General features: G+C 71.9%; 13 protein-coding genes. 5 read left to right on the top strand and 8 right to left on the bottom strand.

Annotated elements, in window-relative coordinates; genetic code table 11:
• Positions 1 to 11: 11 nt before the first annotated feature.
• Positions 12 to 740 carry a YceI family protein gene (locus H629_RS0107045; protein ID WP_024356589.1) on the top strand — a complete coding sequence of 243 codons (729 nt, stop codon included), beginning with the start codon at positions 12 to 14 and terminating at the stop codon, positions 738 to 740.
• A 174-nt stretch (positions 741 to 914) separates the two neighbouring features.
• Here H629_RS0107045 and H629_RS0107050 read toward each other — a convergent pair whose 3' ends face one another.
• On the bottom strand, positions 915 to 2108 hold the full coding sequence (locus tag H629_RS0107050) for a RimK family alpha-L-glutamate ligase (RefSeq protein ID WP_024356590.1): 1194 nt from the start codon (positions 2106 to 2108) through the stop codon (positions 915 to 917).
• 25 nt (positions 2109 to 2133) lie between these two features.
• On the opposite strand from H629_RS0107050, the gene H629_RS0107055 reads away from it, so the two are divergent.
• From H629_RS0107055 to H629_RS0107070, 4 genes are all read left to right on the top strand, one after another.
• Complete coding sequence (locus H629_RS0107055; RefSeq protein WP_076623947.1) at positions 2134 to 2613, top strand: ATP-dependent zinc protease family protein; 480 nt, start codon at positions 2134 to 2136, stop codon at positions 2611 to 2613.
• 120 nt (positions 2614 to 2733) lie between these two features.
• A complete protein-coding gene (locus H629_RS0107060; protein ID WP_036084601.1) occupies positions 2734 to 4005 on the top strand; it encodes a heparan-alpha-glucosaminide N-acetyltransferase domain-containing protein in 1272 nt (423 codons plus the stop codon).
• Between the two features lie 139 nt (positions 4006 to 4144).
• Positions 4145 to 5389 (top strand): MalY/PatB family protein, encoded by a 1245-nt coding sequence (locus H629_RS0107065; RefSeq protein ID WP_024356593.1) that lies wholly within the window; start codon positions 4145 to 4147, stop codon positions 5387 to 5389.
• The gene (locus H629_RS0107070) at positions 5386 to 6795 is read left to right on the top strand and encodes an O-acetylhomoserine aminocarboxypropyltransferase/cysteine synthase family protein (protein ID WP_024356594.1); all 1410 of its coding nucleotides are present in this window, start codon (positions 5386 to 5388) and stop codon (positions 6793 to 6795) included. The genes H629_RS0107065 and H629_RS0107070 overlap by 4 nt, the downstream gene beginning before the upstream one ends.
• A 92-nt stretch (positions 6796 to 6887) precedes the next feature.
• On the opposite strand, the gene H629_RS14495 is transcribed toward H629_RS0107070, so the two are convergent.
• The 7 genes from H629_RS14495 to H629_RS0107105 all read right to left on the bottom strand — a co-directional run bounded on the left by H629_RS14495 (position 6888) and on the right by H629_RS0107105 (position 12100).
• Positions 6888 to 7208 (bottom strand): DUF4164 family protein, encoded by a 321-nt coding sequence (locus H629_RS14495; protein WP_161607993.1) that lies wholly within the window; start codon positions 7206 to 7208, stop codon positions 6888 to 6890.
• A gap of 184 nt (positions 7209 to 7392) precedes the next feature.
• Positions 7393 to 8241 carry a 3-methyl-2-oxobutanoate hydroxymethyltransferase gene (panB, locus tag H629_RS0107080; RefSeq protein WP_024356596.1) on the bottom strand — a complete coding sequence of 283 codons (849 nt, stop codon included), beginning with the start codon at positions 8239 to 8241 and terminating at the stop codon, positions 7393 to 7395.
• Positions 8242 to 8252: 11 nt separating this feature from the next.
• Positions 8253 to 9116, bottom strand: coding sequence for a pantoate--beta-alanine ligase (panC, locus tag H629_RS0107085; RefSeq protein ID WP_024356597.1), 864 nt, complete (start codon positions 9114 to 9116; stop codon positions 8253 to 8255).
• The gene (locus H629_RS0107090; RefSeq protein WP_024356598.1) at positions 9113 to 9988 is read right to left on the bottom strand and encodes a DUF2520 domain-containing protein; all 876 of its coding nucleotides are present in this window, start codon (positions 9986 to 9988) and stop codon (positions 9113 to 9115) included. Before H629_RS0107090 ends, panC begins: the two co-directional genes overlap by 4 nt.
• A gap of 5 nt (positions 9989 to 9993) precedes the next feature.
• Positions 9994 to 11151, bottom strand: coding sequence for a UDP-N-acetylmuramate dehydrogenase (locus H629_RS0107095; RefSeq protein WP_051137841.1), 1158 nt, complete (start codon positions 11149 to 11151; stop codon positions 9994 to 9996).
• A gap of 77 nt (positions 11152 to 11228) precedes the next feature.
• Positions 11229 to 11657, bottom strand: coding sequence for a MaoC/PaaZ C-terminal domain-containing protein (locus H629_RS0107100; protein ID WP_024356600.1), 429 nt, complete (start codon positions 11655 to 11657; stop codon positions 11229 to 11231).
• Positions 11654 to 12100, bottom strand: coding sequence for an FAS1-like dehydratase domain-containing protein (locus H629_RS0107105; RefSeq protein WP_024356601.1), 447 nt, complete (start codon positions 12098 to 12100; stop codon positions 11654 to 11656). The genes H629_RS0107100 and H629_RS0107105 overlap by 4 nt, the downstream gene beginning before the upstream one ends.
• Between the last annotated feature and the right edge of the window lie 215 nt (positions 12101 to 12315).

Below are 12315 nucleotides of genomic sequence, written 5' to 3' on the forward strand. Positions count from 1 at the left end.
AGGAGCCACCCGTGCAGAAGTCCCAGAAGGTCCTCATCGGCGCCGGTGCCGGGGTGCTCGCGCTCGCCGTGGCCGCCGCGGTCGCCGGCCCCATCGTCTACCGCGACTTCATCGCACCGCCCGCCGCCGAGGCTCCGAGTCTCAGCGGTGACGGCGACATGCTGGAGCCTGTCGGCGACGCGCTCGAACCCGCGACCCTCGTGGGCGAGTGGCGGGTGTCCGACGGTTCCGAGGCCGGCTATCGCGTGGACGAGGTGCTGAACGGCACCGACGTCACCGTGACCGGGCGCACCGACGACGTCACGGGCTCCTTCACGATCGGCGCGGGCGGTCTCACGCTCGAGCGCGCGGAGCTGACGGTCGACGTGGCGTCGATCAGCACGGACAGCGCGCAGCGCGACACCTACTTCCGCGACCAGGCGCTGCGCGCCGCGGAGCACCCCACCGCCACCTTCACCCTCACCCAGCCGGTTACACTCGACGCGGCGCCTGCGGCGGGCGCGGTCGTGCAGACGCAGGCGGTGGGCGACCTCACCATCGCGGGGGTGACCCGCAGCGTCACCGCCGAGGTGCAGGTGCGCGGCTCGGCGGGCGCCGACGGCGGCGGCGCGGTCGCCGAGATCGCGGGCACGATCCCGATCGTGTTCGCCGACTTCGGCGTCGAGGCGCCGAGCCTCGGCTTCGTGCAGGTGGAGCCGGAGGGCTTCGTCGAGTTCCAGCTCACCGCCGAGCAGGGGTGACCGCGCCCCCGGGCCGCGCCCCGGACCGCGCCCCGGGCCGCACCGATCGAGTCCGCGCCCATCGAGTCCGCCTATTCGTATCGAGTCGGCCTACGATTCACGCAAAAACCCGGCCGACTCGATACGAATAGGCCGATTCAACGACGGGCGACGGGATAGCGCGGGCGCGGGGGCCTAGCTGTCGGCGAGATCCTGGGCCGACTTGGGGAGCTTGCGCACGCGGGCGCGGCGGCGCCGGCGTTCCGGGATCATCGAGCGCATCTCTTCCAGCTTGCCGAAGCACAGCAGCCGGTCTTCGGCCTCGAGCACCACGTGCTTGCGGGGGTTGGGGATGACCTGCACCCCGCGGTGCAGCGTGAGCACGGTGATGTCGCGATCCCACAGGCCGAGTTCGCCGAGGGTCTTGCCGACGTGCTCCGAACCGTGCATGGTGAGTTCGGCGACGCCGTACCCGGTCGACACCGACAGCCGCTGCCGCACGTCGATCTCGGGGAAGTCGACCTGCCCCGCGATGTAGTCGATGATCGCCCCGGCCACGTCGAGGCCGGTGGCCTGCTCGATGCCCTGCAGACCGGGCGACGAGTTGACCTCCATCACGAGCGGGCCCTCGTCGCCCTCGAGCATGTCGACGCCGGCGACGCGCAGGCCCATGATCTGGGCGGCGCGCACTGCTGTCTGCTCGTAGGCGGGGTCGAGCTGCACGGGTTCGACGGTGCCGCCGCGGTGCACGTTCGACCGGAACTCGTCACCGCTCGCGCGGCGGCGCATCGCGGCGACGACGCGATCGCCCACCACGAGCGCGCGCACGTCGCGGCCGCGGCTCTCCGCGACGAAGCGCTGGATCAGCACGTTCTGACGGGTCGAGTGCAGCGTCTCGATGATGGCCTCGGCCACCTTCACCTGCGGGGCGAGGATCACGCCGATGCCCTGCGTGCCCTCGAGCAGTTTGATGACGACGGGCGCGCCGCCCACGCTCTCGATCGCGGGGCGCACGTCGGCGCGGTTGCGCACGAACGCGGTGGCGGGCATGTCGATGTTGTGACGGGAGAGGATCTGGATGGCGCGCAGCTTGTCGCGCGCGTTGGAGATGCCGCCCGCGGTGTTGGGGGTGTAGACGTCCATCTGCTCGAACTGGCGCACGACGGCGGTGCCGAAGTAGGTGATGGAGCTGCCGATGCGGGGCAGGATCGCGTCGTAGTCGCTGAGCTGCTTGCCCCGGTACAGCAGATCGGGTTCTTCGCCGGCGAGGTCGATCGCGAAGCGCAGCGTGTTGAGCACTTTGACCCTGTGCCCGCGTTCCTCGGCTGCCGTCTGCAGCCGCTGCGTCGAGTATGCCTGCGGGGCGCGCGAAAGAACCGCGAGTTTCACCGTGATTTCCTGCCAAGATAGATGCGTGACCGTACCCGACTATTCAAGCACCCTCACGGGCTGGCGTGAATGGGTGTCGCTGCCCGGCATCGGCGTGCCGTGGATCAAGGCGAAGGTCGACACGGGCGCCCAGACCTCTGCGCTGCACGCCGCCGAGATCGAGGAGTTCGAGCGCGACGGCGCGTCGTGGGTGCGCTTCCTGGTGCAGCCGTGGCAGCTCGCCGAGGAGGACGCGGTCGCGGTGGAGCTGCCGGTTCACGATCGCCGCACGGTGCGCAGTTCGTCGGGCCACGCCCAGCTGCGGCCGGTGGTGCTCGTGGAGATCGGGCTGGCGGGCCGCACCATCGAGGCCGAGGTGACGCTGACGGATCGCGAGGAGATGGTGTTCCGCATGCTCATCGGCCGCGAGGCGCTGCGCCGGGGCTTCGTCGTCGACTCGGCCGCATCGTTCCTGGGCGGTCGTCCGCCGCGCGAGATCCGCCGCCGCAATCGCGGGCGCCTGTAGCCAGAACACGGGGGCTCGGTACTCGGGGGCGGATCGCGCCTGCGACGCCCGGCCCGGCGGCGTCCGCGATCCGCCGCCGAGACAGCCGTTGCCCGGCCGTCCTGCACCATACTGGGGAGCATGAGCTCAGCCCCTCCCGCGGTCGCGGCCGCACCCGCGCACGCTGCCGCCCGCCCGCGGGTGCGCTACATCGGCATCGACCTGGCCCGCTTCATCGCCATCGTCGGCATGATGGCGGCGCACCTGCTCACCGTGAACCGGTTCATCCCGACCGCTTCGGAGTTCGACAGAGGGCTGGCCGAGGGCGCGGAGGTGGTCACGAACGGTACCGCGGCCGCGCTGTTCGCGGTGCTCGGCGGGCTCAGCATGGTGTTCGCCACCCGCCGGCTGCTGCGCGAGGGCCGCACCGGGTCGGCCATCGGCGCGATCATGGTGCGCGGCGCCGTGCTGATCGTGATCGGCCTGCTGCTCGGCCTCATCGAGAACGGGATCGTGGTGGTGCTCGCCTACTACGGCGTCGCCATGATCCTCGTGGCCCCGCTCATCGCCGCCCCAGGCTGGGTGCTCGCCTCGGTCGCGACCGTGCTCGGCCTCGGCGGCGCCTGGATCAACGCGGTGGTGCGCCGCTCGCTGGAGGTCGTGGTCGAGGGCAAGTCGGTCTCGTTCGACCTGATCTCCACCGATCCGGTGGGGGCGCTGCGGGCGCTGCTGCTCACGGGCGAGTATCCGGCGATCACCTGGTGCGTGTATCTGCTCGTAGGGGTGCTGGTCGGTCGCGCCCTGGTCTCGGCGACGGGCCGGGGGGCGCTCGGTCGCGCCGCTGCCGTGCTGGCGGCCGCGGGGGTCGCGCTGACGGTGTTCGCCCAGCTGGTCTCGAACTGGGCGCTCGCGAATCTCTCGGTGATCGGGGTCGGCTCGGGCGCACCCTTCGACGAGTCGCTGGCCGAGCAGCTGATGATGTGGAACTACGGCGCACCGCCCTTCGATCTGCCCGGTGTGCAGCTGATCGCGATTCCGCACACGGGCACCGTCTTCGATCTGCTGCGCACCATCGGCATCTCCTTCGCGGTGATCGGCGTGCTGGTGGTGCTGTGCGATCGCGAGGGTGCGGCGGGGCGCGCTCCCGGCCGCCTGCTGGGCGTGCTGCGTGCGACGGGTGCGGCGCCGCTCACCGTCTACACCCTGCACATCATCGTGTCGGGTCTACTCATGGGCCCGTACCGGGATCCCGAGGTGATGATGCAGGGGATGCCCTGGTGGGCGCAGGGCCCCGGAGCCTTCGCGCTGCAGTTCGGCGGAGCGCTGCTGCTGGGCGCGATCCTGGCGGCGACGAAACGCCGCGGCCCGCTCGAAGCGCTGCTGTCGCGCATCGTGGGGCTCGTGATCCGCTGACCCGCTGACCCGCTGACCCGCAAGGCTGCGCTGCTTATCGCCGGCCATTGCGGATCGGTGTGGGTCGTCGTGCGCCCAGTGTGACGCCGCTTTACTCGCCGGCTCGCACCGTCGCGGCGCGCCGGGAGAGCATGGGGGCATGACCGAAGCCGACTGTCGATCCAGCGTCGTGACCGCGCCGGTGCGAACCGCGCAGGCCGACCCCAGCGGGGTGCCGCTCGCCGAGCTCGATCCGGCGCTGCTGCGCGAGCAGCGCACGAGCATCAAGTGGACCCGTTTCCCGGCCGAGGTGCTGCCGCTCTTCGTGGCTGAGATGGACTTCGCCGTGGCGCCCGAGATCCGCGCAGCGCTGACGGCCCGCATCGAGGCCTCCGACATCGGCTACCTCGACTCCCCCGGCCCGCTCGCCCGCGCCTTCGCCGACTTCGCCCTCAACCGCTGGGGATGGGCGGTGCCGCACGATCACGTGCACCTCGCCACCGACGTCGCCACCGGCGTGGTCGAGTCGCTGCGCGTGTTCCGGCCGGCAGGGGGCCGCATCGCGGTGCCCACGCCCGTCTACCCCGGCTTCTTCGAGATGCTCGAGGAGGTGCCCTTCGAGGTGGTGGAGCTGCCGCTCCTCACGTCGCCCGAGCCGCGACTCGACCTCGCCGCGATCGAGCGCGCCTTCACCGAGGGCCCCGGCGTGGACGCCTTCCTGCTCTGCAACCCCCACAATCCGCACGGTCTCGCGCATCGCGCCGAAGACCTCGCCGAGCTGGCGCGACTCGCAGCCGCGCACGACGTGTTCGTGGTCTCCGACGAGATCCACGCGCCGCTCGTCTTCGACGGCGAGGCCTTCGCCCCCTTCGCCCCGCTCGCCGCGGCAGCCGGCGCGCTCTCCGCGACGACCACCTCGGCCAGCAAGGGCTGGAACCTGGCCGGCGCGAAGTGCGCGGTGATCGTCGCCGCCGACGAGCGCGCGAACGAGGCGCTGCGCCGCCTGCCGCCCGAGACCGTCACACGAGCGAGCATCCTCGGGCTCCACGCCGGGGTCGCCGCGTTCTCGGAGGGCGCCGCCTGGCTCGACCGCGCCATCGCGCAGATCGAGCAGAACGAGCAGCTGCTCAGCGAGCTGGTAGCCGAGCGCCTGCCGGGGGTGCGGCTCACGCGGCCCCGCGCCGGCTACCTCGCCTGGCTCGACTTCCGCGAGGCAGGCCTCGGCGACGACCCCTGCAAGCGCATCCTCGACGAGGCACGGGTCGCGTTGAACGACGGCCGCCACTTCGGCGCCGGCGGGGCCGGGCATGTGCGCCTCAACCTGGCCTGCGCCCCCGACACGATCCGAGCAGCCGTCGCGCGCATCTCGGCGATCCTGCCCCATACCTCGAAGGAGTCCCGATGACCCAGCAGACCGCGCAGCCGATCTACGACTGGCAGGGATTCGGCTTCGACACCCGCCAGGTGCACGCCGGCGAGTACCCCGATAAGAACAGCGGGCTCCGCGTCCCGCCGATCGCGCTCTCCGCCGGGTACCTCTTCGACGACTTCGACGATCAGGTCAACCGCTTCAACGGCAGCATCCACTGGCGGGCCGAGGATCACGCCGGGCACGACGCCGCCGACGGCTTCTCGGTGAGCGAGCACGCACCCATCTACTCCCGCCAGGGCAACCCCACGAACTGGGTGGCCGAGGAGCGGCTCGCGTCGCTCGAGGGCGGCACGGTGGCGGTGGCGGTGGCGAGCGGGCAGGCGGCCATCTCGGCCGCGCTCTTCGCGCTCGCGCAGCAGGGCGACCACATCGTGTCGACGGGCTCGATCTACGGCGGCACTCGCATCCTGTTCGGCCGCAGCTTCAAGCGCTTCGGCATCGAATTCGACTACGTGTGGGACGCCGCCGACGACGCCGAGTGGGAGCGCGCGATCCGCCCCGAGACGAAGGCGATCTACACCGAGACGATCCCGAACCCCCGCAACGACATCACCGAGCTGCGCCGTATCGCGGAGGTCGCCGCACGTTACAATCTGCCGGTCGTGGTCGACAACACGGTCGGCACGCCCGCGCTGATCCGCCCTTTCGAGCACGGCGCGAACATCGTGGTGCACTCGACGACGAAGTTTCTCACCGGGCACGGCGCGGCTGTGGGCGGCGCGGTGGTCGACGGCGGCAACTTCGACTGGGAGGCCGCGGAGCGGGCGGGACGCAGCTACCCGCTCATCACGCAGTCGTCGCGGCCGGGAGTCGCCTCGATGCTGGATCGCTTCGGTCGCGGCGCTTACGCGCGCGCGGTGCGCGAGTCGGTCGTCAACGACATCGGCCCGACGATGTCCCCGCTGCACGGCTTCCTGCTGCACCAGGGCATGGAGACCCTGTCGCTGCGCATGGAGCGCCACGTCGACTCGTCGCTGCGGATCGCATCCTGGCTGGAGCAGCAGCCCGAGGTGCTCTCGGTGGACTACGCCGGGCTGCCGTCGAACCCGCTGCACGGGCTCGCGGTGCGCGATTACGGCGCCGACGAGGCGGGGCGCGGTCGTACCGGATCGGTGTTCGGGGTGACCGTGCGGGGCGGCATCGACGGGGCGCGGGCTTTCGTCAACGGGGTGCGCGTGTTCTCGCGCATGACCGGGATCGGTGACACCCGCTCGATGATCCTGCACCCGCTCACCTCGACGCACGGCACCTTCTCACCCGAGATCAACGCGCGGCTCGGGATCACGCCCGGGCTGCTGCGGCTCTCGGTCGGGCTGGAGTCGTCCGACGACCTCATCCGCGATCTGCGCGGCGCGCTCGACTGGGTCGCAGCGCTGTAGCGTCGCGGACGGGCCCGCACTCCGTTCCACAGACCCGTCGAAGAGAACCGGGCGCTGAGCCTGCCGAAGCACAAGGTGTGCGGAGCCTGCCGTCACTCCAGCAGGAGCAGTGGCGGCCGGGACGGGCCCTCCCACCGCGCGATCGTGACCTTGATCTCCGTCACGTCGCTCTCCACCCGCTCCAGCCTCGCCTCAACGCCGTCAATCCGCGACGTGAGCCTCGCCTCCACGTCATCGATCCGGTGAGACAGCCTCGCCTCCACGTCATCGATCCGGTGAGACAGCCTCGCCTCCACCCCATCGATCCGCGACGTGAGCTTCGTCTCCAGATGACCGAGGCCATGATCGAGCCGCTGATCGAAGCGCGTGATCATCCACGCGAATCCCCCGGCGAACGACAGGAGCAGAGCCACCGCGGTGAGGTTGGTGGTGAGAACTTCAATAGGCATTGCGGACCCCTTTGCAGATCGACCCGCACGGCCTTGGCACCAAGTCTACGGGTCGATGCGCCGTCGGCGCAGCATCCGTCGCAGCTGTGGATATCTCCGTCGAGATCACGTCCTGTGAGCGAAGTACTCGCCCCCGCAAGCAGCCCGACTACGCTCTGCGAGCGGCGCCGCGAGCCGCCTCCACGGCCTCCGGGCTCGCCGCGTACTGGTGCTCGGCCGCGGGGAATGCCCCCGAGCGCACCTCGTCGGCGTACGCCGAGATCGCGGCGACGGTGTCGACTCCGATCGTGCCGAAGGTCTTCACGAACTTGGCAGTGCGCCCCTCGGTCACACCCAGCAGGTCGTGCAGCACCAGCACCTGCCCCTCTGCGGGGCCGGCTCCGATGCCGATAATCGGAACATCGAGGGTCTCCCGCAGCACCGCGGTCACCTCGGACGGCACGGCCTCGACGACCACGCAGAACGCGCCCGCCCGCTGCGCCCCCACGGCCTCCTCGATCACGCGCGCCGCGCTCGCCTCGGTGCGCCCCTGAGCGCGCAGACCGCCCAGCGCAGTCGCGGTCTGCGGCGTGAGCCCGACGTGCGCGACCACGGGGATGCCGGCTGCGACGATGGCGCTGATGCGGCTCAGCTGCGACGGCCCGCCGCCCTCGAGCTTGACGGCGTCGGCGCCGGCCTCCTTCACGAAGCGCACCGCGGTGGCGACGGCCTGAGCGTCGCTCTGCTCGGTCGATCCGAAGGGCACGTCGCAGACGAGGAACGGGGTGTCGGTGCCGCGACGCACGGCCTTCGCCAACATCAGCATCTCGTCGACGGTCACCTCGGCCGTGGCCGAGTAGCCGAGCACCACCTGAGCGCCCGAGTCGCCCACGAGCACCATGTCGACGCCGGCGCGCTCCGCGGCGCGCGCGCCGGGGTAGTCGTAGGCCGTCACCATGACGATGGCCTCGCCGGTGCTCTTGCGTTCGATCAGACTCGGGATGGTCACCTTGGGCATCTCAGCACTCCCTACCGCTGCTCGGGCCCGGCGCCCAGCAGCACGTTGTCGATGAGCCGCACCTCGCCGACGCGCACGGCGATGGCGCAGAGCGTCGCGCCGGTCACCCGCGGCACTGCTTCCAGAGTATCGGGATCGACGAGCGCGAGGTACTCGGCCGTGAGGCCGCTCTGCGCGAGCACCGCCGCACCGCGCTCGCGGAGCGCGGCCGCATCGGTCTCGCCGGATCGCGCGGACTCCGCGATCGCGGCGAGCGCGCGTGGGATCGCGAGCGCGCTCGATCGCTGCTCGGTGCTGAGGCGGGTGTTGCGGCTGGATCGCGCGAGGCCGTCGTCGTCGCGCGAGGTGGGGCAGGCGACGATCCGAACCGGGAGGCCGAGGTCGGCGACCATGCGGCGCACCACGACCAGCTGCTGCGCGTCCTTCTGCCCGAAGTAGGCGGCATCGGGGGCGGCGGCGATGAGCAGCTTCGAGACGATCGTCGCGACGCCGTCGAAGTGGGCGGGTCCGCGCCCGGCACCCTCGAGCGTCTCGGTGATGGCGCCCGCAACGTGCACCGTCGTGGCGAAGCCTGCGGGGTACAGCTCGGCCGCGTCGGGTGCGAAGACGAGGTCGACGCCGGCGCTCTCGGCGAGCGCTGCGTCCCGATCCTCGTTCCTCGGATAGGCGGCGAGGTCCGCGGCCTCGGTGAACTGCGTCGGGTTGACGAAGATCGACATCATCACGAAGCCGTGCTCGGCACGGGCGGCCCGCACGAGCGAGAGGTGCCCCTCGTGCAGGGCGCCCATCGTGGGGATGAGCGCGGCGGTCGAGCCGGCGGCCTTGGCCGCGGCGACCGCGGCGCGCAGTTCGCGCACAGTGCGAACGATCCTCATTCGGGGGTCTCCTCGTCTCCGGGCGGCCTACCGTTCTTCGGGGCTCCCCCGTGTTTCGGACCCGACCCCCGGTTCTCGTCCGAGATACGTGAGAGAACCGCAGAACGGGAGGGCGTGGGATCGGGCGAACCAGGCGACGACGCTCCGGCGGCAGCGGCAGGCCGTCCCGCGAGCCGTCGCGTCTCGGCGGCGAGCGCGTCGAACAGGGGCAGCCGGTCCGGCATACGATCCGCGACCGCCTGCCGCTGCCGCCGCACGGTGTCCTCGTCGCCGCGAGCGATGGGGCCGGTGAGCGCCGCCTCGGCGCCGTGCTCGCCCCAGTTGCGCAGTGCCGCTTCCGCGAGCGGGCGCAGTGCGTCGCGCGGCACCCCCGCACCGTCGGCGAGCTGCTCGGCGAAGCCTTCGAGGGCGACGAGGAAGTTCGAGGCGATCGACGCCGCCGCGTGATAGGCGGCGCGATCCGCCTCGTGCACCCGGAAGGTGCGCAGCCCGAGGGCATCGGCCAACCGCTGCGCAGCGGCCAGCGCTCCCTCGTCGGAGGCGTCGATGGCGGCGTGGGCGCCGGAGAACGAAGTGCCTGCGCCCAGCACGGTGAGCAGCGGGTGCAGCGAGAATGCGGGGTGGGGTTGCAGCGCGTCGAGGCCGGTCGCGCCCGAGCAATGCCCCACTACCGGGCCGGGGGCGATGCGCGCCGCAGCCTCCGCGATCGCGGTGTCGGGCACGGCCAGCAGCACCACGTCGACCGGGCGGCCATCGGGGCCGACGCCGTCGGCGCCCCTCCCGGCGAGGGGCAGCACGTCGAGGCCTGAGCCGGCGAGCGCGTGCGCGAGCGCCGCGCTCACGCGACCGCGTCCGACGAGCTGCACGCGCATGCCCGCTACAGCTCCAGCCCGTAGAGGTTGGGTTCGGGCGCGAGGATCACGCCGAACTCCTGCTGCACGCGCTGCACCACGAAGCGGGCGAGCTCAGCCACCTGCGCGGCCGTGGCGCCGCCGCGGTTCGTGATCGCGAGCGTGTGCTTCGACGAGATCGCGGCACCGGACCCGGGCAGGCGGTACCCGCGCGGCACCCCGGAGTTCTCGATGAGCCACGCCGCCGACAGCTTGATGCGCCGCTCGGGCGCGGCCTGCGGGAAGCGCATGGGCACGCCGGCGGCGAGCTCTTCGAGCGTCGTGACGGCGGGAGCGGGCTCGTCGTCGCCGACCGGGAAGCGGGGTGCGTTCTCGGGCAGGGTGCGCGCGAAACGCTCGGTGACGATGGGGTTCGTGAAGAAGGATCCGGCGCTCCAGGTGTCGTGATCCTCGGGATCGAGCACCATGCCCTTCGACGCGCGCAGCCGCAGCACGGCCTCGCGCAGCTGCCGCACCGGCACGCGATCGCCCGGCTCGACCCCGAGCGCCGCCGCGAGCTGGGCGTAGCGCACGGGCTCGGAGAGCGCGTCGCCCGCCTCCGGAGCGGCCGCCGGCGCCGCATGCCGGCCTGCCGGTGCGGCCGACTCGGCGGACGCGCCCGCGGTGAGCAGCAGGTCGATGGAGAGCACGACGCCCTCGCGCCCCCGCTTGATCGCCGAGTCGCGGTATCCCAGCTGCAGCTCATCGGCCGAGAGGCGCTGCATTTCGCCGCTCTCGCGGTCCAGGAACTCGATCGAGTGCAGCACGTCCGCGAGCTCCTGCCCGTACGCGCCGATGTTCTGCACGGGAGCGGCGCCGGCGAGGCCGGGGATGCCCGAGAGCGCCTCGATGCCCGACCATCCGCGTTCGACGCACGCCGCGACGAGCGCATCCCAGTCGTGGCCCGCCTGCACGCGCAGCCGAACGCGGCCCTCGGGCTGCTCGGGGTCGTTCACGAGCTCCATGCCCGTGCTGCGCACGAGCAGCACCGGCCCGGGGAAGCCGTCGTCGTGCATGACCGTGTTCGAGCCTCCGCCGAGCAGCAACCAGGGCTCGTCGCCCTGCCAGAGCTCGGTCGCGCAGCGCACGAGCTCGTCGCCGCTGCGCGCCACCACGATGCGCTCGGCCGGACCGCCGACCCGCATCGTGGTCAGCTCGGCGAGCGGCGTGCCGTCGCCGACGGCCGCAGCGCCGGGCTCGGGGATCGAACCGGCCGGCAGGCTCACGCGAACGCCGCCAGCAGCTGGGCCTTGCCCAGCACGGTCGAACCCTCGAAGACGACCTTGAGGTCGATGCGCGCCGTGCGGGCCTCGACGTCGATGGCGGCGACCGTCGCGGTGACGGCGACCGTCGCGCCCTCGTTCGCGTCGACCAGCACGGGGCGCGTGAAGCGCGACTGGTAGTCGCGCACCCAGGCCGCGGTGCCGAGCCAGTCGGTCACGACGGAACCTGCGGCGCCCATCGTGAGCATGCCGTGGGCGAGCACGCCGGGCAGCCCGACCGACTGCGCCACGTCGTCGCGGTAGTGAATGGGGTTGAAGTCGCCCGAGGCCCCCGCGTAGCGCACGAGGCGGTCGCGGGTGAAGTGTAGTTCGCGCTGGGCGACGACGTCGCCCTCGGTCAGGTGCTCGAACACCGGTGCGGCGGTCATGCGTCTTCCCCTCTCACCACGAGCGTCGAGATCGCGGTGACCACGTGCGCTCCGGAGGCGTCGGAGATGCTGCTCGACGCCGTGACCATCGAGTTGCCGCCGAGCTGCTTCACGGCGGCGATCGTGAGCGTGGCGGTCAACTCGTCGCCTGCGACGATGGGGCGGGTGTAGCTGAACCGCTGGTCGCCGTGCACGACGCGCGAGAAGTCGACGCCGGCCTCGGAGTCGGCGAGCAGCTGCGCGAGCGTCGACTCCTGCACCACGACGGCGAAGGTGGGCGGGGCCACCACGTCGGTGTAGCCCGCGGCGCGCGCGGCCTCCGGGTCGAGGTGCAGCGGGGAGTCGCTCTGCACGGCGCGCGCGAACTCGCGCACCTTCTCGCGACCCACCAGATACGGGGCGGTCGGCGGGTATTCCCGGCCTTGGATCTCTGGATTCACCACGGCGTCAGTCTACAGCGCCGCTCCTCCCGCTCCTCCGGCTCTCCGCCGCCCGCTCCCCCTGCTGCATCCCTCCTGGCGCCAACCCTTCCCATTCGAACCGCACCGATGCATCTTCAAGCACCGAATCGAGTTGCGTGAGCGTCGATCGGTGCGGCCGTGAGGGGGCGGAGAGCAAGGGAGAAGGTGCGGGCGGGGTCGTGCAGGGACATCGCGGA

It is taken from the genome of Leucobacter chironomi DSM 19883 (assembly GCF_000421845.1).
GTDB classification, from domain to species: domain Bacteria; phylum Actinomycetota; class Actinomycetes; order Actinomycetales; family Microbacteriaceae; genus Leucobacter; species Leucobacter chironomi.